Raw genomic sequence first — 21,288 nt, 5'->3', positions numbered from 1 at the left:
CAAGGGCGCGTGCGATCGGGCCTGGAAGATCGAGCGAAGATGGAAGGGCGTTCAGGTCGTGGTCGACGCTTGGGAGCTACGCCCCTGGACCCTTGACCCGCTCCACCTGTCCATCCGCATGCCGCGCGAACCGCCCCTCCTCGCGCCCGTGCACCGGGTCGTCGCTCGGCCACGGCCACCCGCCGAATCGGGTCCGCTGGTAATCCATCATCGCGCGCTGGATCTGCTCGCGGGTGTTCATCACGAACGGACCGTACTGCACGACCGGCTGCCCGATCGGACGCCCCTGCAAAAGGAGGATCTCGGCCTCCTCGTCGCCGGCCTCGAGCCGCACGTCCACGTCGCTCCGGACCCGCGCTGCCGCGTGCTCCGTGAGCGCGCGCTCCCCGATGCGCAGCGACGCGCCGTCGAAGAAATAGAGCGTCCGCACCGATTGCGGGTTCGCCGCCTTCGGCAAGGTCCACGTGGCGCGCGGGGCCATTCGAATGGTCCAGATCGCCACGTCCGCATCCGGCCGCGACGCCCATGAATGCGGCGGCGGCGCCGGCGCGTGTTTCCCGTCGAGCCTCCCAGCGACCACCGTCACCTCCGTCGATCGCCCCGCCTCGTCGAGGAACGTGCACCGCGGGATCGTGCTGCTCCACAGCATCGAGAAATGCGGCGGCACGAGCTTGTCCTCCGCCGGCAGGTTCAGCCAGATCTGAAAGAGCTCGACCGGATTCGGGTTCGCCCGATCGAGCAGCGGGAACATCTCGGAATGGACGATCCCTCCGCCCGCCGTCAACCATTGCACGTCACCCGACCCGAAGCGCGCCGCCGCGCCGAGCGAGTCCGCGTGGTCGATGAGCCCGCGCCGCACGATCGTCACCGTCTCGAAGCCGCGGTGCGGATGCTGCGGGAAGCCGGGCACGACCTCGCCGTGGTACATGCGCCAGCCGTCCTTGCCGGCGAAATCCTGGCCGAGGTTGCGCCCTGCGAGCGACGCCGCCGGCCCCATCCGCTCGTTGCCCGCGGGGTACGCGTCGTCGTGGTGCACGCAAAAGAGGAAGGGATCGGCCGTCTCCCAGGGAAAACCGAGGGGGCGCGTCTCGAGCACGATATCGTTCGCGGAGCTCATGCTAATACCCGATTCCCACGGCGGCTCGGACGTATTTCATCGCCATCATCTCGGCCACCATGAACTCGGCGAGGTCCGCCCGGCTCACCTCGTACGCCTTGCCGGCGGGCCCGTCCTTCGTGATCTTGTAATCACCCCTTTTGGGTCCGTCCAGGAGGCGGGGCGGGCGCACGATCGTCCAGTCGGAGTCGCTCGCGCGCAGCCGCTCCTCCGCCCTTCGTTGATCGGCATACACGTGCCGCGCCATCCATCGGCCCACGGTCCGGTACCAGAGCGGCTCGTTCGGATCCTCGATCGTCCCGGCCGACGTCACGCACACGAACCTGCGCACGCGGGCCTCGGCCATCGCCCACAGGATGGCCGCGAACCCGTCCGAAAAGAGGTTCGTCTCGCCGAAGTCCTGGCCCGTCCCGAGCGCCGAGATCACCGCGTCCACGCCGCGCATCGCGGGCCCCACGTGGCCCCACTCGAGCACGTCTCCTTGCACGAGGTCGAGGCGCGGCGACCAGGCGCCGACGGCCGCGGGCCTGCGCGCGAACGCCCGCACCTCGTACCCCGCGTCGAGCGCCTGCGCGACGACCTCCCGACCCGTGGGCCCCGAAGCCCCGAAGACCAAGATCTTCATGCGGCGATCATCGTACGTTGCGCGCGACGTAGCAACGTCGATCGCGCTACAATGCCGGCATGCGCAGGCTGCCTCCGCCGCCCCCGAGCTCCGAGATCACGCCCGAAGCGCGGTACCTGCGCCGCCGCGAGATCCTGAAGAGCGCGGGCCTCTTCGTGGGGACGGCCGCGGCGATGGGCACGGGCCTCGTCGCGCTCACGGGCCGCGGCCGCCGCGCGAACGTCACCGCCGAGCCGCTCCCGCCGGAGCTCCTGGCGCCGCCCGCGTCCGCGACGCCGCCCGCGCCCTCGGGCTCGCCCGCCGTGCGCAATCCCTTCACCACGGACGAGCCACGCACGCCTTACGAGGACGTGACGACGTACAACAACTATTACGAGCTCGGCCTCGACAAGGAAGACCCGGCGCGAAACGCGAAAACGTTGAAGCCCCGGCCGTGGACCGTGGTCTTCGAGGGCGAGATCAAAAAGCCCCAGCGGGTCGACATCGAGACGCTCTTGAAATGGTTTCCCCTGGAGGAGCGCGTCTACCGCATGCGGTGCGTGGAGACGTGGTCGATGGTGATCCCGTGGCTCGGCTTTCCGCTCGGGAAGCTGCTCGAACGGCTCGAACCGACGTCGCGTGCGAAGTACGTCGCATTCAACACGCTGATGGATCCGGAGCAGCTCCCGTTCCAGCTCACGGACGTGCTCGAATGGCCTTACCGCGAGGGCCTGCGCCTCGACGAGGCCATGCACCCGCTCACGATCCTCGCCGCCGGCCTCTACGGAAAATCGCTCCCCGGGCAAAACGGCGCCCCGCTGCGGCTCGTCGTGCCGTGGAAGTACGGATTCAAAGGGGTCAAGTCGATCGTGCGGATCGCGCTCGTCGAGAAGGAGCCGGAGACGTCGTGGCACATGGCGGCGCCGCGTGAATACGGATTTTACGCGAACGTGAACCCCGCGGTCGCGCACCCGCGCTGGAGCCAGGCGATGGAGCGGCGCATCGGGGACCTCGAAAAACGCCCGACGCTCCCGTTCAACGGCTACGCCGAGGAGGTCGCGCACCTCTACGCGGACATGGACCTTCGGATGTACTACTGATGTCGACGAGCGCAATCACCACCCCGGACAAACCTGCCGCGCCTCGCGCGGGCGCGGGCAAGCTCGGCTGGCTCGTCCCCGCGATCGTCACGGGAGGCCTTTTCCCGGCCGTCGTCCTCGCGGCGCGCGCGGCGAGAGGCGACCTCGGGGCGAACCCGATCGCCGAGGCGATGAACCAGCTCGGGCTGCTCGCGCTCGTCCACCTCGTCCTCTCGCTCGCCGCGACGCCGCTCCAGATCGTCACGGGCTGGAAATGGCCGATCCGCATCCGCAAATCGCTCGGCCTGCTCGGCTTCTTTTACGTCTGCGCGCATTTCCTGGTGTACGCGCTCGTCGATCAATCGCTCGCCCTGCGCGCGATCCTCGAGGACATCACGAAGCGCCCGTTCATCCTCGTTGGGTTCGCCGCGTTCGTCCTGCTCCTCCCGCTGGCCGCGACGTCGACCGCGAAGGCCCTGAAACGGATGGGGTTCGCCCGTTGGAAGCGATTGCACCGGCTCGCGTACGTGGTCGCGATCCTCGGCGTCGTCCATTTCGTGATGCGCGTGAAGAAGGACGTGACCGAGCCGGCGATCTACGGCGCCGTGCTCGCGGGTCTCTTCCTGATCCGGATCATGGACGGGGTGCGGAAGCGCGGGAACAAGCGCGGTTAAGCCGGACCTCCCGCCAATCGACCGATTCCGAACCGCCCCGCCACGCCGAGCAGGATGCCCACGTTTCGCACGTCCTCGGTCGGGAGCAAGATCCGCTCGCCCGAGGCGAGCCTGACTTCGAGCCAGCGAAACGAGAGCTGCATGGCGTCGACGTCGTTCTCGCGGCCGTGGCGCTTGCCATAATGAATGCCGAAACCGTCGACCATCATCGGGCCAAACCAGAGCCGTTCACCCGCGTCGAGCGCAGCGATCGTCTCGGCGAGCATACGCGCGGCCGTCTCCGTCTGCACCCGCGTGGCCAGGTCCCGCGCGCCTTCGAGCTCCGTCGGCAGCTCGATCACGCGGCCGTCGCGCGTCCCGAGACGCATGATGACCTCCGGTGATCGTACGGGCTCGTAGAATCGCGCCCAGATGCCCGTCACGTCGTCCCAGAAGAACGAGGTTCTCCCCTTGTGGCTGGTGATGCACATCCCCTCGTCGTGTACGGTCACGCGTCCGCGGACGCGACGCGCGTAGGCGCGCAGCGCGAACGCAGCGCCGGTCCCGACCACGCTCGCTTGCAGGAAGGCCAGGACCCAGAGGCCGGGATCCGAGCCGCCCCCGAGCGGCGAGAGCAGCAGCGCGAGCGCGGCGAGGCCGGCAGCCGAACCCACGGCGAGGAAACCCACGCGCTGCAGCTTGCTCGAGCGGTACGTCGCGACGGGCGGGCCAAAGGAGAGCGGCGCGGCGCGGTAGGGGCTGATCGCCTTGGCGCTCGTTTTGCGAGGGGCTTCGAGGCTCGGGGGCACGCGTCGCGCGAGTATAACCTCGTTCTGCCCGCGGCATGCTACCCTCCGCGCGAACGCGCGATGCGGTATCTCTCCCTGCTCGGCCTCCAGCTCCGCAAGTCCGCGACCGTCGCGATGCATTATCGCTGGGATTTCGTGGTCAGCGGGGCGCTCGCCCTGCTCTGGACGGTCGCGGGCCTCGTGCCGTTCCACGTGGCCTTTCACGACCGGCCGCCCGTCGGGGGCTGGACGTACGAGACCGCGCTCGTCGTCGTGGGCTTTTTCACGCTCCTCCGCGGCGTCCTCGACGGCGCGGTGAACCCCTCGCTGCTCACGGTCGTACAGCAGATCCGCGAGGGCACGCTCGATTTCGTGCTGCTCAAGCCCGCCGACGCGCAGTTCCTCGTCTCGACCACGAAGTTCGAGGTCTTCCGCGTGTTCGACGCGATCGCCGGGCTCGCCCTCGTCACCGTCGCTTTCGTTCGCCTCGGCCGCGTCCCGAGCCCGCTCGGCGTGCTCACCGCCCTCGCCATGCTCGCGGCGGCCACGGTGGTGCTTTACTCGATCTGGATCCTCGTGATCGCCGCGGCCTTCTGGGTGGTTCGCGTGGACAACCTCGCGTACCTCTTCGATTCGCTCTTCGATTTCGCGCGCTGGCCCGTGTCCGTGTTCAAGGGGGTCTGGAAGATCGTATTCACCTTCGTCATCCCGCTCGGCGTGATGACGACGTACCCGGCCGAAGCGCTGCTCGGCTCGCTCGCCGGGCAAACCGCCGTGGCCTCGGTCCTCGGCGCGGCCCTGCTCGCCGTGGTCGCGCGGACCGTCTGGACACGCGCGATCGGCCATTATACCTCCGCTTCGAGCTGAACCTTCCCATGCCCTCCGATCTCGCCCTCGACACCGCCGTCACGCCCGTCCCCGGCTCGGCCGGGCATTACACGACGAACCTGCCCGACGCCTGGAGCTGGAACCTGCCCTCGGGCGGCGTGCTCATGACGGTGGCGCTCCGCGCGATCGAGGCCACGATCGCCGATACGAGCTTTCGCCCGGTCTCGGCGACGACGCTCTTTTGCAATCCCGTCCCGCCCGGCCCGCTCGAGGTCCGCGTGGAGCTACTCCGCCGCGGCAATGCGGCCGTGCAGGCGCGCGCCATGCTCCGCGCGCAGGCGTCCCCGGGGACGGACCTCGAAGTGAGCGCGACATTCGCCCGCGAGAGGCCAGGAATCGATCTCGTCGACACGGCGCCGCCGCGCGTGCCGAGCCCCGAAGACGCGTCGCCGATCGTGGAGCCGCGCCGCTCCGTCGCGGGCCGGAGTGAATACCCGTTTCTCGACAATTTCGATTCGCGCCTCGCGCTCGGGCACGTCTGGTGGAAGCCGAACTGGCCCGCGGGCGCTGCCCGGTATGCGCGGTGGATGCGTTACAAGATCCCGCAGCGCCTCGCGGATGGCACGCTCGATCCCTTCGCGATCCCGCCGATCGCGGACCTGATGCCGCCGGCCCTGCGCCAGAAGCTCGGGCCGGAGGGCCCGCATTTCCACGCGCCGAGCCTGGACCTCACGGTGCATTTTCTCGACCCCACGGCGAGCGAATGGCAGCTCGTGAGCGTGTGGGCGCGGAGAGCGCGTGCGGGCTATGCGACGGCGGAGGCCGAGGTGTGGGGCGCCGACGGAAAGCTCACGGCGTACGCGACGCAGACGATGTTTCTGCGGAAGCCGTCGCGCTAGCCGGCAAGAACGGCGCGAGGAGGAGCCCGAGGTAGCTCTTCGGCGCGGCGAACGGGACGCCGAGATCGTACGCCTCGTCCTTCGCGGGACAATGGTGCGTCCCGAAGATCACGTCGAGGAAAGGGGCGACGTTCGCGAAGTTGTGCCGCGTGCGCTCGAGGCGCGCGTGATGCCAGTGGTGAAGCTCGGGCGCGCCGAGGAGCCATTTCAGCGGGCCGAGGGGCAGGCGCACGTTGGAATGGATGAAGATGGCCCACGCGCCCCGCAGGACGATGAAGCCCGCGAGCGCCCGCGGCGAGAAGCCGAGCGCGAGCGCCGGCAGGTTCGTCGCGAGCTGCGTGAGAATGCCGTCGACCGGATGCTCGCGGTGCGCCGCGACCCAGTCGAGGTGCTCGCTCGTGTGATGCACAGCGTGAAACCGCCAGAGGACATCGAAGCGGTGGCAAGCCCGGTGGTACCCGTACACGCAAAGGTCGCCGAGCAGGACCACGAGGACGGCCTGGGCCCAGAAAGGTTGTGCCGCGAAAAACGCGCGCGGGCCTTCCGGAATGTAGCCGCCGATCCACGCAGAGGCCGCGCGCGCGACGAAGATCGCGACGGCATTCCAGACGAGGTATTGCCCGAAGAAGAAGCAGAGGTCGAGCCCCACGGCAGGCCGGAAGATCCGCTGATGTCTGGCCGGAAAAACCCGTTCCAGCGGGACGAACATCACCACGAGCACGGCGAGGCTCGCGAGCGCGGCCCAGAGCGCGTCGAGCGCCTGCGAGAGCTCATTGCGGGGCATGGGCGTTCGAGGGGGCTTGGTTGTTTGGGGCCGGCGCGTTTTGAAGGATGCCCGATTCGCCCTTCGGGTCCGCGGAGCCCTGGGAGCTGGGCCGGAAGATCTTCCCCGATTTCGTGGTGCCGAACATCTCGTCACCCACGTCGAGCGAGCCCGTGGTCGCCGGCGCGGCAGCGGAGGTCGCGGGCATGGGCCCCGGCGTGGCGCTCGGCGCGGGCGGCGGGACGGCGGCGCGTGGCTCGGGGACGGCCGAAGGCGCGGGGGGCTCGCTGCGAGAGCAGCCGGTCGAGAGCGAGGCCTGCGTCACGAGGACGCCAAGAATGCCGACGGAGAGCATCAGGGTGGCCACGCGAAGGAGGAGCGAGGAGCGCGGAGGAGCAGCCATGGCCCGTTCGACGTAGCAGACCCCCACGCGCGTTGACGAATCCTTCGCGGACCCGCACGATGCCTCGCCATGGAACGAACCAAGGCGCGATCGACGGCGATCCTGTCGCTCGTCGCCGCCCTCGCCCTGCCCTCGTGGGCGCGCGCGGACGCCGTCCCGCCCCCGCCGACCTCGTGCCCCAGCGAGACCCACGGCATCACCGGACACGCCGGGACGGGCTGCGCGCCCGACACCTGCCCCCTCGGCTCCGAACCCGCGGTCTGCGACGCCGGCGCGCGGCCTTGCTGCATCATGAAGGCCTGCCGCGACGCGAGGTCCTGCCAGCCGGGAGAGGGGTGCGTCGAGGTGCGGATGTGCGTGGCGCCTGGAGTCATCTCGATGCGGGGACATCAGATCGGCGAATGGCGCGAGGCCGTGAGCTACGTGAACGAGGACAAGGGCTGCGCGCCGGGCTCGACGCAGGAAATCGTGGCGACGTGCATGACGAAGACCACGTCCGCCGTCAGCGCCCCGGGCCGCCGCCGCGGCGCCGCTTGCTCGTGTGATCTCGGCGCGTCGGGAGACGCCCCCGCGCTGCCGCTCGCCGCGGGCGGGATGGTTTGTCTCGGCGCATGGGCGCGGAGGCGCAAGCCGCGATGCTGAAATGGCTGCTCGTCGGGCTCGTGGTGTTCCTGATCTACCGGCTCGCGATGAAGCGGCCGCGCTACGATCGGCTGTTCTCCCCGGATCACCTGATGGAGATCTCGCGCGGGCTCGATCGCGCCAAGCAGGCCGCGCTCGCGGGCGTCGGATTGGGCCCGCCCGCGGATCCGTTCGCCGCGGGCAATGCATTCATCACGTCCGCCGATATCGCCGTCGCGTACACGGTCGCGAACGCGGGCGAGGAAGACGGCCACGAGCATCACGTCTCGCTCTCCCATCGCGGCGGCGCGTTCGCCGGCGCGGCCGCGGGATTTCTGGCCGCGGCGATCCTCCGCCTGCTCGGCGTGGAGGGAAAACCCTGCGTGCTCGCGCTCTCGAACAGCGGCGTCTACCACCTGATCTTCAAGATCCCCGCGGCGGAAGAAGCGCGCTTCGCGTCGAAACCCGTCCCGGCGCTCGACGAGGAGGCCGCGCGGGCGCTCGTCGGGACGGCGATGGACGAGCGGGGGCCGCTGCTCGCGCGGCTCGGCAAGCTCGACGTGAAGGTGCCGAAAGGGGGCTCGTGAAAGCGACGCACATCGCAGACCCGAGGGCACGCGAGGAGCTCGCGCGGCTCCTCGAAGGATTCGCCCGAAGGCGGCGCCGGATCCGGGTCGTGAAAAAATCCGAATACTGGCACCAGCGGGCCGCCGGCGCGGCCCTCTGGGTCGTGACGTTCGGCGGCCAGAACAAGTACCTCACCCATTACGTGACCACGCTCGGCCACACGATCTACGTGCCCGACGATTTCGACGACTGGCTGCCCACGCGCGCGCTCCAGATCCTCCGCCACGAGGCCGTGCACGTCGCGCAATTCGAGCGGTACGGCTGGATCCTCATGGTGCTCTTCTACGGCGTCCTGCCCTTGCCGTTGGGCCTCGCCTGGTTCCGCGCCCGCCTCGAGTGGGAGGCGTACGAGGAGACGCTGCGCGCCGTCGCCGAGATCGAGGGCCTCGCCGCGGCCCACGCCCCCGCGCTACGGGCGGAGATCGTGCGGCGCTTCACGGGGCCGGATTATGGCTGGATGTGGCCCTTCCCGCGCACGGTGGAGCGCTGGATCGACGAGGCGCTCGTGAGGATCGAGGGCGAGCTCGCGCGAAAGGCGCCCTCGACACCGTCTCCCGAGAAGCGTTAGCCTGTCTCGCCCGAGCCCCCCCGGAGGTCGTCCGCCGTGTGGATCATCCTGGCCGTCTTCGCCGTCCTCGTCATCGCCGTCGCGATCTACGACCTGACGCAAACGAAACACGCGATTCTGCGCAATTTCCCGATCATCGGGCATTTCCGCTACATGCTCGAAGCGGTGGGGCCGGAGCTCCGGCAATACATCGTCACGAACAACGACGAGGAGCGCCCCTTCAGCCGTGATCAGCGCCGGTGGATCTACTCGTCGGCGAAGAAGGAGAACAACTACTTCGGGTTCGGCACGGACAACGACCTGGAGCAGAGCCCGAACTACCTCATCGTCAAGCACGCCGCTTTCCCGCTGCCGGAGCTGCACGCGGGCGAGCCCGGCTACGACCCCGGCTACCGCGTGCCCTGCGCGAAGGTGCTCGGCGCCAAGCGGAACCGGAAGAAGGCATTTCGCGCGAATTCGGTGATCAACACCTCGGCGATGAGCTACGGCTCGCTCTCGGGCGCCGCCGTCGAGGCGATCAACCGCGGCGCGAAGATCGCGGGCTGCATGCAGAACACCGGCGAGGGTGGCGTCTCGCCGCACCACCGGCACGGCGGGGATCTCGTCTGGCAAATCGGCACGGGCTATTTCGGCTGCCGCGATCCCCAGGGGCGCTTCAGCATGGAGCGATTCCTCGAGACGATCGCGTCGGCGCCGATCCGCGCGATCGAGGTCAAGCTGAGCCAGGGCGCGAAGCCCGGCCTCGGCGGCGTCTTGCCAGGCGCGAAGGTGACGGCCGAGATCGCGAAGATCCGCGGCATTCCGATCGGAGAAACCTGCATCAGCCCGGCCGCGCACACGGCGTTCTCCTCGGCCGACGAGATGCTCGATTTCGTCGAGAAGCTCGCCGAGGCGTCGGGTTTGCCCGTGGGGATCAAATCGGCCGTCGGTCAGGAGAAATTCTGGCACGAGCTCGCGAAGCTCATGGCGCGCGGCGATCGGGGCGTCGATTTCATCACGATCGACGGCGGCGAGGGCGGGACGGGCGCGGCGCCGCTCGTGTTCAGCGACCACGTGGCGCTGCCGTTCAAGATCGGGATGAGCCGCGTGTACCGCACGTTCGCCGAAGCCGGCATCGCCGAAAACGTGGTCTTCATCGGTTCGGGCAAGCTCGGCTTCCCGCACGCATCGCTGCTCGCGTTCGCGCTCGGCTGCGACATGGTCAACGTCGCGCGCGAGGCGATGCTCTCGATCGGCTGCATCCAGGCGCAGGAGTGCCACACGGGCCATTGCCCCACGGGCGTCGCCACGCAAAACCGCTGGCTCGTGCGGGGGCTCGATCCGACGGACAAGGCGGCGCGATTCGCGAATTACGTAACCGTGCTGCGCAAGGAGCTCTTGCAGCTCGCGCGGGCCTGCGGCGTGCCGCATCCGGCGCTCGTGACGCTCGACGAGCTCGACATCCTCGACGACCGGCTGCACGCGCGCTCGGCCACCTCGGTATTCGAGTATCAGCCCGGCTGGGGCTGTCCCTCCGTCGTGGACATGGAAGCCATTTCCGCGATCATGGCCGGCAAACCGGCGCCGGCGCTCCCCGGCCGCGAGGGGCTCGTCATCGCGCCGGCCTGACGCTCGCTCGAACCTTCGAAAACGAAAGCGCCGCCCGAGGGGGGCGGCGCTTTTTTCATTTCACGCGCGCTCCGGAGAGCGCCGCGAAAAACTCACTTCGCTTCGACGGGGATCGAGACCTTCTCGACGAACGGCTCGCACGTCGACTCCGTGCAGACCGCGCCCTTGAGCTCGGCCTCGATCGTCTTCTTGCCGGGCGCGGCGGCCGTCGCGACCACCGTGAAGCTCAGCTCTTCCTTCGAGACCTTCGCGTCGGCGGCGACGAGCTTCGCCTTCTCGACGGTCACGCCCTCGGGCGCCGTGAGAACGAGCTTGTGCGGGTACTCGAGGTTGACGTGATACGCGCCCTTGGCCTTGATGGTGACGGTCGCCGTCGCCTTGCTGCCGGACTTGGCCGACGCGGTCGAGACCTTGAGGTCGTACTTGTCGCCCGCGAATGCGGCGCCAGCAAAAGCGAGGATTGCAACAGCAGCGAGCGAAAGGGCTTTCTTCATGACGACCATCCTCCTACGTGATTCCGTTTCAGCACGTCCCGTGCCAGACGTCAACGCCCGCTGCACACCCGGAACGAGCGCGAAGAATTACCGTATCCTCGCGATTTTTCGTCGTTACGGGCCGGGACGTCAGGAGACGCAACATACGGGGATGGATCAAGAACGGACCGGGTGGGGAAATATTCATCCACCCACCAGGGGGTCGAGAAACTTGCTGCGCGCCCTGGATCGTCGGTCGTCGTCCTCGGAATACTGAAGTATTCCTGCGTCCTCCTCCCTAGCCCCAGGGCGCTCGCGGCGCCTCTCAACCGCCTGCGAGGGGGACGATCCACTGCTCCGCCCGATAAAACTCGAACCGCTGCTCCGTGCCGGGCCAGTACGCCACGCGGAGGCGCGAAGGGAGCGTGAGGCCGCCCTCGCTGCGCTCCTCCTCGACGTCCACGCCGAACGGGATCCACGTGAAGCGCTTGTCCTTGGTCTGGTTCGACCAGCGAAGCAGGCTCGCCGAGCGCACCCCGCCCGCGTCGTTGATGGAGATCGCCACGGTGTGCGGCTCGCCCGCGATGCGCAGCGTGGCGCGGATCGCGTCAGGCCCCTCGACCTCCCAGCGAACCCCACGCGAAGGGAGCAGCGACGCCGGCGAGAGGATCGATTCGAGCGCGAGGCGGCCCGCCGCAGAGCGACGCACGTCGAGCCCCCGCGCATGCGCCACGGGGAGGGCGCCGATCGCATAAAACTCGCTGCCCGCGTCCTCGCCTTCGAGCCAGTCGTACCCCACGAAGCGGCTGCCTCCCGTGCCGACCGACGCCTTCCAGACAAACCCGCGCGGCGGCGCGAGCAGCGCCTCGGCCTCCATCGGTCGCCACGCGTCCGTCGGCGACAGGCGCATCTCGCCGCGAATCGCGATCCGCACAGCCGGATCGAGCGGAGCCCCCTCCGCGAGCGCATGCCGGAAGTAACGCGCCACAGGCTCGGGAAGGTCGTCGAGCTCGCGCGGATCGAAGCGGCCTTCGCTCGGCCGAGGCAGGAGCGCGCGCCACCTTCGCTGGATGACGTGGTCACCATACAGCCGCCGGCCCGCGAGGAAAACCGCGCCGCCGAACAACGTGCCCGTGACCCCGTAGACGATGCGGGGGATCAACCTGCCACCGCCACGAGAAGCCATCCGCTCCTTCGCCTTTCCTTTCAGGGCGTCGCGCCGGCGTCCATCTTCGCACGCGAGAGCAGGATGGCCACCTCCATCGGCATCGGCGTGCCGCAGAGCTCGCTCATCACGGGCTGCAACGTTTCGGCGTGCGGCTCGAACCCGTCAGCCGTGACGAGCACGTTCACCGGGCCGCTCGTCCAGAGCTCGCACAGGAGCGCGGCGAGATCCGTGGGCGGAGGCTTGGTTCGATCGAGGTTGCAGACGAAGTTCGCGCCGTCGTCGAGCGTCTTCCACGTGGTCGCGTCGGACAGGTCGAACGCCGGTTCGTCGCCGGCGCTCCACTCGACGACGATGCGCAGGTCGGGCGGGAGGGGCTCTTCGTCCGCGCGAACGTCGAGGACGAAGAGCGGCTCGGGAGGACGTACGGGACAACCCCCCTCGCCGCCATGTCCTCCGTCCACATCGGGCGGCGGACGCTTCGGATCCTTACACGCCGGGAGCCCTGCTAGGACGGCCCCCAGAAGCCCTAAGCCCAGGACGAACACTCTGCGCAAAGACACAGTGCGTCGGAGAATAACTGATTTTTCCGCCGATCACTTGGGCGGGGGCGGGGGCGGGGCGATGGTCGCGAGGTTCAGCCCACCGGGGTACTGGTAACTCGTGTACGAGCCATACCCCATGACCTGGATGCCGACGGGCTCGGTCGCGGTGAGCACGTGCGCGCCGTTCTTCCCAGGGCCGAGCGGGAGACGCACGATGCCGAAGCCCGAGCTGATCGGGCTCGGCGGCTGCCCGACCTCCGACCCGTCGAGCGTGACCTTCGCCGTGAGCGGCTGCACGACGTCGACGTAGCTCTCGTCGTAATCGTTCGGCGCGAGGAAGATGTACTTCAGGCGGTATTGCTCGACCGCAGTGGCGAGGCTCTGCGCAGGATCCCCCTTCGCCTGATCGCTCGCGAACGGATCGACGATCGAGGCGCCGAGCTGGAAGGAGGCGATGGCAAACTCGTGGTCGCCGGTGATCTCGAAGTCCTGGCCGACCTGGCCGAGGTCGACGACCTGCCCCGCGTTGATGCTGAGCGGCGCGCCCGGCGGCGTCACGCCCGCGTACGTGAGCTTCGTGCCGTTCACGTTGCCGAAGAGGCGCACGACGTGGCCGACAGGGCCGCCGCCCGGCGAGGTCGGGACCGTGACGAAGTAATGCTTGCCGAGCGTCTCCGCCGGGAAGACGGACTCCTCGATGTGGTCGCACGCCGAGGAGCCGAGCGGCATCTGCGTGCAAGGCAAGCCCGCGATGACCTGGACGGGTTTGTCCGCGTACACTTGCGAGCCGGCCGGGTCGGCGAACGGGGAGTAGACGACCTCGACGACCTCGCCGCGGTTGAGAGAGAAGCTCGCGACGCCGCCCGGTCCGGTGCTCGGGACACCACCGCCGCCGACGAGGTCGCCGAGGCCCGAGACCTGGACCTGCACGTTCGTCCCGTCCACCGTGCCCGTGATCGCGAAGTAGGCGCCGATGTTCGGCGAGGGCCAGCCGGCCGCGCTCGTGATGCGGTAGTTGCCGGTCATGGCCGTGCTCGGGAGCAGGAGCGAAGCGTCGTTCGAGTAGGAGAAACAGCCGATGCCGCTGAGCTCGCCGGGGCACGAGCTCCAGTCCTTGCCCGGCGGGCCGCCCTGCGGGCCGTACTCGAGCGCGTTGAACTGGTAGACCGTGACCGGGCGCGTCGCGACGAGGTGGTAGGCGCCGTTCGGCACGCGCACCGTGTTCGAGAGCGGCGTGGCCGAGCCGAAGGCGTCGGCGTCCGGGCCCTTCAGCTCGGGCACCCACGGGAGGTAGATCTTCGCGAGGTCGTTCGGCTGGACCGTCGCCGTCGCGATGGTCTCGGCCCCGCGCGTGACCGTGACGTTCGCCGGCTGATCCCCCGCGTTCGCGACGACGACCGCGTAGTCGAAGATCGACCAGACGTTGTTCGCGACGACCGTCGGCCAGAAGTCGCAGCCGATGTACGTGCGCGCCGCCGCGGCCTGATCACACGTCGTCGGATCGGCGCCGGGATCACCGCCGCCGAAGCCGCCCGCGCCGCCGGGGCCGACGAAGATGTTGCCGCCTTCGCCGCCGCTTCCAGGCCCTCCCGGGCCTTGCCCGTCCCCTCCCGCGCCGCCGTCGCCGAACTCGTTTCGGTTCGACGTCGCGGAGCAGGAGACCGCGAGGGCCCCCGGGACGAGGAGAAGCGCGAAAGCAACGAGTGTTGTTTGCTTGAGCCCGGCTGAAGTCATGGGCCCGATTATCCGCCCCGCGCCGTCTCAGGCACAAGGGCGATCGGGGGCACCACGTGGTTCAGTGGGCGGCGCGGTTCCGCTCGTGAATGCTCTCCAGGATGATGACCGCCGTCTCCTCGATCGCGCGCCCCGTGACGTCGACGACCGGCCACTCGGGGTGCGCGCGGAAGATGTTGTGCGCGAAGTCGAGCTCCGTGCGCACGTGCTCGCGCATGGCGTAATTCGTCTCGGGGGGCATGCCGAGCTGGCGCAGGCGCGCCTGGCGGATCTCGCAGAGCTGATCGAGGCCGATCGTGAGGCCGACGATGCGATCGCTCGGCGCCTCCTCGATCTCGTGCGGGAGCGGGACGCCGAGCACGAGCGGCAGGTTCGCGACCTTGAGGCCGCGCTGCGCGAGCAGCGTCGAGAGCGGCGTCTTCGAGGTGCGCGAGACGCCGACGAGGATGATGTCGGCCTTGCGGAAATTGCGCGGCTCCTTGCCGTCGTCGCTCTTGACGGCGAACTCGACGGCCTCGATGCGGCGGAAGTACTCGTCGCTGAGCGGCAGCATCGCGCTCGGCAGGTTGATCGGCTCGCGATCGAGGAAGGTGCCGAGCTTGCCGATGAGCGAGCCGATCACGTCGATCGCCTCGATGCGCAGCTCCGCCGTCGCCGAGTGGATGAACTCGCGTAGCTCGGGGCTCACGACCGTGAACACGAGCAGCGCGCCTTCCTTCGCGGCGCGCTCGAGGACCGGACGCGCGACCTCCTTCGTGCGCACGCGCGTGTGCAGGCGGATCTGCACGCCCGCTTGCGGGAACTGGAGGAGAGCGGCGCGGACCACCTTTTCCGCGGTCTCGCCTGTCGAGTCGCTCAGCACGTCGATGAACTTGGACATGGGCTTGCTCATACTCGTCTTCGTCTCGGTCGGATCGAGGAGCGCTGACGTGGTCGTTTGAGCCACGCTGCTCGAACGACAAGCCTACCCAAAAAGGTTCTTCAACTTGTCCATGAAACTCTCATGCTCGGCCTCCTGGGGCACTTCGCCCAGGGTCGAGGCGAGCCGCGTGATGAGCTCCTTCTGCTCGTCCGTGAGCTTCGTAGGGATCTGGATGCCGATTTCGACGAGCTGATCCCCACGACCGCCCATGACGCGTCGCGTAACCCCCTGGCCTTTGACGCGCACCACCGCGCCCGGCTGCGTGCCCGCGGGGATGCGGAGCTTGCGCTGTTTGCCTTCGAGCGTGGGGACCTCGATCTCGCCACCGAGCGCGGCGACCGGGAAGGAGATCGGGAGCGAGCAAACGACGTCGTCGCCGACGCGGCGGAAAAACTCGTGCGGCGAGACGCGGATCGTGAGCTCGAGATCGCCCGGCGCGCGGTCGGGGCGCGTGCAGTTGCCGCCGCGCGCGACGATCCAGGGCGTGCCGTTCTCGATGCCCCCGGGGATCGTGACCTCGATCGTGCGCGGCTTGGGGACGATGCCCGCGCCGCGGCAAGGTTTGCAGGGGTCGAGCACGATGCGGCCCGTGCCGCGGCAACGCGTGCACGGACGCTCGATCGCGATCGGGAAGACGCCCTGCTGCATGCGGACGCGGCCGCGGCCGAGGCAGAGGCTGCAGCGCTCGGTCTGCGTGCCCTTCGCCGCGCCGACGCCGCCGCAGTCGTCGCAGGGCACGACGCGCTCGTACGTGATCTCCTTCGTGCAGCCGAACGCCGCTTCTTCGAAGCTGATGCGGATCTCTTTCTGGAGGTTGCCGCGGTCGCCGACCTTGATGCCGAGCGCGCCGAGCAGGTCGCCGAAGAGGCCGTCGATGTTGAGGTCGTTCAGATCGACGGCGCCGCCGCCGAAGGGCCCGCCCGCCGACGCGGCGTTGGCGCCCATCGGGCCGAAGCGATCGAACGCGGCGCGCTTCTGCGGATCACTCAGGATCTGGTAGGCCGCGTTGATCTCCTTGAAGCGCTGGTGCGCCCCGTCGTCGCCCGGGTTCTTGTCCGGGTGGTGCTGCGCGGCGAGCTTGCGGAAGGCGCTCTTGATCTCGTCCTGCGTCGCCGAGCGGTCGACGCCGAGCACATCATAGGGATCGCGCACGGGGGCCGGAATAGCACCGATCCGGACGAGGGCCCAGGGGGGTGAGGGCCGGAACGGACGAGCGCGTGCTCAGGGGAGGACCTTGCGCGTCGGGCACTCGCCGTCGCCCTGGTAGTCGCCGAGCGTGCGCGCCTGCGCGAGGACGTAGTCGTACGCGGTCTCGATCGGGACGCCGGCGAGGCTGTACTTGTCGGGCGGGAACACGGCGGCGGCCTGCGTCTGCTTCAGCTCGTCGAGCGTGGTCTCGCCGTCGCCGTTCGCGTCCGCGTCGGCGATGTACTGGGCGTAGCGCGCCGTGACCTCGGCGCCGGCCGTGATGTTGTTGAAGAACCAATGATCGCCGTGGATCGTGGGTTTGACCGGCACCGTGCCGCCGGCCGGGACCGCGAAGCCGGGGCTCTCATCCTCCGTGGCGCAGTCGTCGTACGAGGTGCCGGCGGAGAGGCCCCAGCGGAAGGTCTTTTGCGTGGTGCCGTTGTCGAGCGTGCCCGCGATGTAGAGAGACCATCCGTTGTCGACGAGGAGCGAGACGTCGGCCTCGGCCGTGTCCCCGAGGCCCTTGGCGCCGGGTTTGGCGTTCGGCAGGTCGAAGCCGAAGCGGTCCCATCGGGTCGCGCTCACGTCGTCGAACTTCGCCACGACGTACCCGCCCGCGGGGACCTTCTTCAGGTCGAGGACATACACGTCGGGCGCGGAGAGCGCCTCCGTCGCATCGGAGCGCGAGGCGCGGATGTTGCCAATCGTGACGAGGAAGCGGTCGTAGGTGACGCTCCAGCCGTCCTGGATGTCCTCGTCGCCCATGCCGGCGGCGAGGCCGTTCGGGATGGTGTCCTCGGCCTCGACGAACACCTGAGCCGAGCCCTTCTCGGCCGTCGCGCCGTCCTCGCCGCCGCATCCGACGACGAAAAACGCCGCACTTCCGAGGGCGAGGAGCTGCGCACGGATCCCGCACATTCGCTTCACTTGAATCACCTCCGCAAAAGCAACGATGATCAAGTAGCAAACGAGTTGCAGTAGCGCAAGGGATGAACGAGGGCGCTCGCGCGGCGCGCGCGGGCAGGCAGAGCGAGCGCCCGGGGCGGCGCGGATCAGTTCTTGGTGAGGGTGATCGAGTCGATGATCGGGTCGGTCTCGTCGGGCCGGATCTCGTGCGACTCGATGGTGAGCGAGGCCTTGTCGACCTTGAGGAACGAGTAGAAGCCGAAGACGCTCTTGCTGTCGTAGCTCGCGCTCTTGTCGGTCCACACGCTGGTTCCGTTGCCGTACGCGTCGGCGCCGGCGCCGGCGCAGACCATGTAGGTCGTGCCCTTCACGGGCGGGTCCTGGACGACGGGATCGAGCGTGCCTTCGGCGAGTGGTCCCGTGAGCCGCTTCGTGCGCTCGTAGTTGTGGTCGTGGCCGAGGACCATGAGGTCGACCTCGTACTTGTCCCAGATCGGCACGAAGAACTGCCGCCCGAGCAGGACGTCCGCGTCGGTGCCGTGCGACGACGAGGAGAACTCCGCGTGGTGGTGCATGCCGACGATCCACGGCACGTTCGCGCGATTCTGGTTCGCCGCCTCGAGGTCCTTCTCGAGCCACGCCTTCAGCATCGGCGCGTATTCGGGTTTTCCGGTCGGGGACGTGATCCAGAAGTCGTCGACGACCACGACGTGGACCGGGCCGATGTCGACCGAATAAAACAGCTCGTTATATTCGGGGAATTTCGTGGTGTCCTGGGGCAGGACGACGCTGCTGTAGAAATGCGTCGTGTGGTTCTCGTGGTTGCCGTGCGTCGAGAGCGTGAGGATCTGGCCGAGCGTGAGCAGGCTGCCGTCGGCATCCTTGGCCGCGAGATCGAGCCACTTGTGCCATTCGCTCTGGTCGGTGGCGAAATTGATCATGTCGCCCGAGAAGAGCTCGGCCGTGACGCCGGCCTTCATCATGCGGCGCTGGATCAGGCGCCAGGCCTGGTTGTCCTGGCCGCGCGCGTCGCCCGAGACGCCGAGGATCACCTCGGCATCGGGATCCTTCGGCGTGGTCGTGAAGGCATGGACCTCGCTCCAGACCTCCTTGCCCGCGGGGCCGCCGCCGACACGATAATAATAGGTCGTCGCGGGGGTCAGGCCGCAGAGGTAGGTCTCGTGCATGCGGTCGTCGCCCTGCGGGGCGATGAGGCCCTCCGGGGTCACCCACGTGACGCCGCTCTTGCGGTTCTCGGCGGGCCAGGTCGTGGGGTCGGGCGTGGTGCCCCACTGGATCTCGCTCGCGAGGGTCTCCATGTCGGTCTGCCAGCCGAAGCCCGCGGAGGTCGCGGGGTCGGCGCGGCCCGGCGAGCCGACCTCGACGTTGCCGCCGAGGCCGAGGCGGACGCGGCGGATGTCGGGCGCGGCCGAGACCTTGGCGCTGCCGCGCTGGTAATGGAGGTATTCGGGGCGGGTGGCGACCTCGAATTCACACCCGTCGGGCTTGAAGCGCTCGATGTCGGGCTCGGGGGGCGGCGGCGGGTTCTGGTTGGGCTCGTCCGCGCAGGCAGGAGCGAGGAGCGCGAGACCGGCGAGCGCGGCGAGGCCAGCGAGGCCGAATGCATACGAAGCGATCGTTTTCTTCATGAAGCCATCTCCCTCGTCAGAAGCCTGCCGTTGCCTGGAGCATCACGCGGTGGGACCTGATAGGGTCGCCCCAGACAATGCTCGTGTTTTCGTAGAAGAGCTGCGTCTTGAGCCGGTGCCCGCGATCGAAAAAGACGTTGGCTCCACCGGCGAAAACGATGTTCGGATACCCCCCATCGCTCTCGACGTATTGCCCCTGCAGGGCGATCTCCAGGTGCTCGCGGAGGAGCCCGAACGGTAAAAAATAACCGAGCTGCGCATGGGCCGCGAGCGAGCGAACCTTGGAGGTCGGCGGGGAGGTCGGCGGGGAGGTCGGCGGGGAACTCGACGGCACGGCGAGCCTCCCATCCTGGACCCGGTAGTAGAATTCGCCATGAAACGACGCGCCGGCATACCAGAAGCCGACGTCGGCGCCGACCGCGTGCGTCGTGAAGTCTCCCGAGCCGAACGACGCCGGTCCCCCTCCCTGCAACACCTCGTACGTCGCGCTCGTCCGGAGCACGCTCGCCCCGATCAACAGGACCGGCTTGCGCCTTTGCGACACCGGCCGCACGTCGCCCTCGAACGACGGCGCCGGGCCGAGCGGCTGGAGCTCGATCCGGCCTGCGTAAAGGAGCCACGGTTTGTCGATCACGAACGATTTCGGGGGGTCGGAGGGGGGAGGCTGGACCGCGCCCCATCCACCATTGAACACCCCAGCGAGCAAGCGAATCTCCCGATCCAGAAAATCGACGCCAAGCATGCCGCCCATTTGCCGGTTGGGCGTATCCAGGATGTATTTCCCGAGCTCGGGTGTCTGAAGGCCGAAGGGCTGGATCAAATTCTGCCGGCTGATCGGCACGCGAAACCGGCCGAGCGTGACATCGATGCCCCAAAAGCGGCTCCGGTGGGGCGTGAGGACGACGTATGCGTCGAGCACGGTCGGCGGCGACAGGGTCGCCCCTCCGAGGGGCGCGAGGTCGAGCTCCGTCTGCATCCGGCCCCATCGGCCGAGCGTCGCCACGGCACCGAAACGCGCCTGCGGCACGCTGAACCGAACGTTGGTCTCGTCCGGGGTTTCGATGCTGCCCGCCGTGACGGTCAAGCGCGGCGAAACCCACCCATAAAGATCGAGCGCGACCGCCGGTTTTTCCACGGTCGCGACCCGGACCTGGGCCTCCGTCACGCGCGCCGAGGCACTCGCGGCAACCAAGATCGCAGTGAAGGCGAGGGCGCGGCGCATGAAAACCGCGGCGAGCTTAGGCCGAAGCGCCGCGACGGGGAACCCCTGTCAGGCGTGGGACAGCGCGTCAGGCGCCGGGGGCGAGGTGGTAATCGCCTGACGCGGTCCGGAGGACGCGCCCCTCGCGCACGAGTTTGACCAGGTGCGCTTCGAGGCTCATCCGCGCGAGGGGCCAGAGCAGCGGCGGCGTGTCGGCGTAGGCGACGGGCAAGAGCGCGTCGAGGCTCGCGCCCACAGGAGGCATCGACGCGAAGGCCGCGACGACCTTGGCCTCGCGCCCGAGGCGATGCGCGATGTAGCGGCGGAAGAGCGCGGTCGGCTCGTCGATGGGATCGCCGTGCGCAGGGAGCGCGACGAGCGCGCCGAGCCCGGCGAGGCGATCGAGCTGCGCGAGATACTCGATCATGTCGCCGTCCACGGGCTCGATGAGGATCGTGCCCTCGCTCGCGACCATGTCCCCGACGATCGCCGTGCCCGTGTCCTCATCGAAGAGGCAAACGTGGCCCGGCGCGTGGCCCGGCGTATGGAGCACACGGAGCTGCATGGGATGCGGGCCATCGAGGACGATCCGCTCGCCGTCCTCGATGTGGCGATCGACCCGGACCTCCTCGGCGAGGCGCGCAGCCGTCGCGCGGTGCGCGAGCAGCGGCAGGCGGAGCTCGTTCGCGAAGAACCAGGCGCCGCCCACGTGATCGGCGTGATGATGGGTGAGGACGATGCCGATGGGGTGGCGGCCGTGGCTCGAAAGGGAGCGCGCCCACGCGAGCCACTCACGTCGCTCGTCGTCGAACGGCGTCGCCGGCTCGACGAGCAGGACCTCCCGCTCGCCGAGCGCGTAGCTGTTCGTGTGGGTGGCGGGAGGCAAGGTGGGCGTGAGCGCGGGAAAACGCTCGACACCCAGCGTGACACGCCACGGCCGCCCCATG

Annotated in this window: 23 protein-coding genes; 8 read left to right on the top strand and 15 right to left on the bottom strand. The window is 68.9% G+C overall.

Annotation, left to right across the window (positions count from 1 at the left end):
• Positions 1–76: 76 nt before the first annotated feature.
• Both QHF85_RS20740 and QHF85_RS20735 read right to left on the bottom strand, forming a co-directional pair.
• Positions 77–1,117: a pirin family protein gene (locus tag QHF85_RS20740; RefSeq protein WP_281328977.1), complete on the bottom strand. Its 1,041-nt coding sequence runs from the start codon at positions 1,115–1,117 to the stop codon at positions 77–79.
• Position 1,118: 1 nt separating this feature from the next.
• On the bottom strand, positions 1,119–1,742 hold the full coding sequence (locus QHF85_RS20735) for an SDR family oxidoreductase (protein ID WP_281328976.1): 624 nt from the start codon (positions 1,740–1,742) through the stop codon (positions 1,119–1,121).
• 59 nt (positions 1,743–1,801) lie between these two features.
• On the opposite strand from QHF85_RS20735, the gene msrP reads away from it, so the two are divergent.
• Both msrP and QHF85_RS20725 read left to right on the top strand, forming a co-directional pair.
• Positions 1,802–2,821 carry a protein-methionine-sulfoxide reductase catalytic subunit MsrP gene (gene msrP, locus QHF85_RS20730; RefSeq protein ID WP_281328975.1) on the top strand — a complete coding sequence of 340 codons (1,020 nt, stop codon included), beginning with the start codon at positions 1,802–1,804 and terminating at the stop codon, positions 2,819–2,821.
• Positions 2,821–3,474 (top strand): protein-methionine-sulfoxide reductase heme-binding subunit MsrQ, encoded by a 654-nt coding sequence (locus tag QHF85_RS20725; protein WP_281328974.1) that lies wholly within the window; start codon positions 2,821–2,823, stop codon positions 3,472–3,474. Before msrP ends, QHF85_RS20725 begins: the two co-directional genes overlap by 1 nt.
• Here the strand turns inward: QHF85_RS20725 and QHF85_RS20720 are convergent.
• Complete coding sequence (locus QHF85_RS20720) at positions 3,471–4,262, bottom strand: DUF6585 family protein (protein ID WP_281328973.1); 792 nt, start codon at positions 4,260–4,262, stop codon at positions 3,471–3,473. The genes QHF85_RS20725 and QHF85_RS20720 overlap by 4 nt on opposite strands.
• Positions 4,263–4,322: 60 nt before the next feature.
• Between QHF85_RS20720 and QHF85_RS20715 the strand changes: the two genes are divergently transcribed.
• Both QHF85_RS20715 and QHF85_RS20710 read left to right on the top strand, forming a co-directional pair.
• Positions 4,323–5,108, top strand: coding sequence for an ABC-2 family transporter protein (locus QHF85_RS20715; RefSeq protein ID WP_281328972.1), 786 nt, complete (start codon positions 4,323–4,325; stop codon positions 5,106–5,108).
• Between the two features lie 8 nt (positions 5,109–5,116).
• Positions 5,117–5,968: a thioesterase family protein gene (locus QHF85_RS20710; protein ID WP_281328971.1), complete on the top strand. Its 852-nt coding sequence runs from the start codon at positions 5,117–5,119 to the stop codon at positions 5,966–5,968.
• Here the strand turns inward: QHF85_RS20710 and QHF85_RS20705 are convergent.
• Positions 5,919–6,752 (bottom strand): sterol desaturase family protein, encoded by an 834-nt coding sequence (locus tag QHF85_RS20705; RefSeq protein WP_281328970.1) that lies wholly within the window; start codon positions 6,750–6,752, stop codon positions 5,919–5,921. The genes QHF85_RS20710 and QHF85_RS20705 overlap by 50 nt on opposite strands.
• On the bottom strand, positions 6,739–7,134 hold the full coding sequence (locus tag QHF85_RS20700; protein WP_281328969.1) for a hypothetical protein: 396 nt from the start codon (positions 7,132–7,134) through the stop codon (positions 6,739–6,741). The genes QHF85_RS20705 and QHF85_RS20700 overlap by 14 nt, the downstream gene beginning before the upstream one ends.
• A 69-nt stretch (positions 7,135–7,203) precedes the next feature.
• Between QHF85_RS20700 and QHF85_RS20695 the strand changes: the two genes are divergently transcribed.
• The 4 genes from QHF85_RS20695 to QHF85_RS20680 are packed head-to-tail and all read left to right on the top strand — an operon-like array spanning position 7,204 to position 10,558.
• Entirely contained in the window at positions 7,204–7,776 is a 573-nt protein-coding gene (locus QHF85_RS20695) for a hypothetical protein (RefSeq protein WP_281328968.1), read from the top strand.
• On the top strand, positions 7,746–8,342 hold the full coding sequence (locus QHF85_RS20690; RefSeq protein WP_281328967.1) for a hypothetical protein: 597 nt from the start codon (positions 7,746–7,748) through the stop codon (positions 8,340–8,342). Before QHF85_RS20695 ends, QHF85_RS20690 begins: the two co-directional genes overlap by 31 nt.
• The gene (locus QHF85_RS20685; protein ID WP_281328966.1) at positions 8,339–8,950 is read left to right on the top strand and encodes a hypothetical protein; all 612 of its coding nucleotides are present in this window, start codon (positions 8,339–8,341) and stop codon (positions 8,948–8,950) included. Before QHF85_RS20690 ends, QHF85_RS20685 begins: the two co-directional genes overlap by 4 nt.
• A gap of 36 nt (positions 8,951–8,986) precedes the next feature.
• Positions 8,987–10,558, top strand: a complete 1,572-nt coding sequence (locus QHF85_RS20680; RefSeq protein WP_281328965.1) for an FMN-binding glutamate synthase family protein — start codon at positions 8,987–8,989, stop codon at positions 10,556–10,558.
• 92 nt (positions 10,559–10,650) lie between these two features.
• Here the strand turns inward: QHF85_RS20680 and QHF85_RS20675 are convergent, their stop codons facing one another.
• The 10 genes from QHF85_RS20675 to QHF85_RS20630 all read right to left on the bottom strand — a co-directional run bounded on the left by QHF85_RS20675 (position 10,651) and on the right by QHF85_RS20630 (position 21,287).
• Positions 10,651–11,052 carry a hypothetical protein gene (locus QHF85_RS20675; protein ID WP_281328964.1) on the bottom strand — a complete coding sequence of 134 codons (402 nt, stop codon included), beginning with the start codon at positions 11,050–11,052 and terminating at the stop codon, positions 10,651–10,653.
• Positions 11,053–11,356: 304 nt separating this feature from the next.
• A complete protein-coding gene (locus tag QHF85_RS20670) occupies positions 11,357–12,217 on the bottom strand; it encodes a DUF6544 family protein (protein ID WP_281328963.1) in 861 nt (286 codons plus the stop codon).
• A 20-nt stretch (positions 12,218–12,237) separates the two neighbouring features.
• The gene (locus tag QHF85_RS20665) at positions 12,238–12,660 is read right to left on the bottom strand and encodes a hypothetical protein (protein WP_281328962.1); all 423 of its coding nucleotides are present in this window, start codon (positions 12,658–12,660) and stop codon (positions 12,238–12,240) included.
• Between the two features lie 132 nt (positions 12,661–12,792).
• Entirely contained in the window at positions 12,793–14,475 is a 1,683-nt protein-coding gene (locus QHF85_RS20660) for an IgGFc-binding protein (RefSeq protein WP_281328961.1), read from the bottom strand.
• Between the two features lie 61 nt (positions 14,476–14,536).
• Positions 14,537–15,355 carry a pyruvate, water dikinase regulatory protein gene (locus QHF85_RS20655; RefSeq protein WP_281328960.1) on the bottom strand — a complete coding sequence of 273 codons (819 nt, stop codon included), beginning with the start codon at positions 15,353–15,355 and terminating at the stop codon, positions 14,537–14,539.
• A gap of 84 nt (positions 15,356–15,439) precedes the next feature.
• On the bottom strand, positions 15,440–16,549 hold the full coding sequence (dnaJ, locus tag QHF85_RS20650) for a molecular chaperone DnaJ (protein WP_281328959.1): 1,110 nt from the start codon (positions 16,547–16,549) through the stop codon (positions 15,440–15,442).
• Positions 16,550–16,618: 69 nt separating this feature from the next.
• On the bottom strand, positions 16,619–17,503 hold the full coding sequence (locus QHF85_RS20645; RefSeq protein WP_281329089.1) for a hypothetical protein: 885 nt from the start codon (positions 17,501–17,503) through the stop codon (positions 16,619–16,621).
• 134 nt (positions 17,504–17,637) lie between these two features.
• On the bottom strand, positions 17,638–19,140 hold the full coding sequence (locus QHF85_RS20640) for a metallophosphoesterase family protein (protein ID WP_281328958.1): 1,503 nt from the start codon (positions 19,138–19,140) through the stop codon (positions 17,638–17,640).
• A gap of 16 nt (positions 19,141–19,156) precedes the next feature.
• Complete coding sequence (locus QHF85_RS20635) at positions 19,157–20,362, bottom strand: hypothetical protein (protein ID WP_281328957.1); 1,206 nt, start codon at positions 20,360–20,362, stop codon at positions 19,157–19,159.
• Positions 20,363–20,429: 67 nt separating this feature from the next.
• Complete coding sequence (locus tag QHF85_RS20630; protein ID WP_281328956.1) at positions 20,430–21,287, bottom strand: MBL fold metallo-hydrolase; 858 nt, start codon at positions 21,285–21,287, stop codon at positions 20,430–20,432.
• Between the last annotated feature and the right edge of the window lies 1 nt (position 21,288).

Origin of the sequence: Polyangium sp. 6x1 (genome assembly GCF_029946515.1) — a bacterium.
In the GTDB taxonomy this organism is placed as follows: domain Bacteria; phylum Myxococcota_A; class Polyangia; order Polyangiales; family Polyangiaceae; genus Polyangium.
Note: the sequence above shows the minus strand (reverse complement) of the source record. Positions and strands in the feature narration are given on the sequence as shown.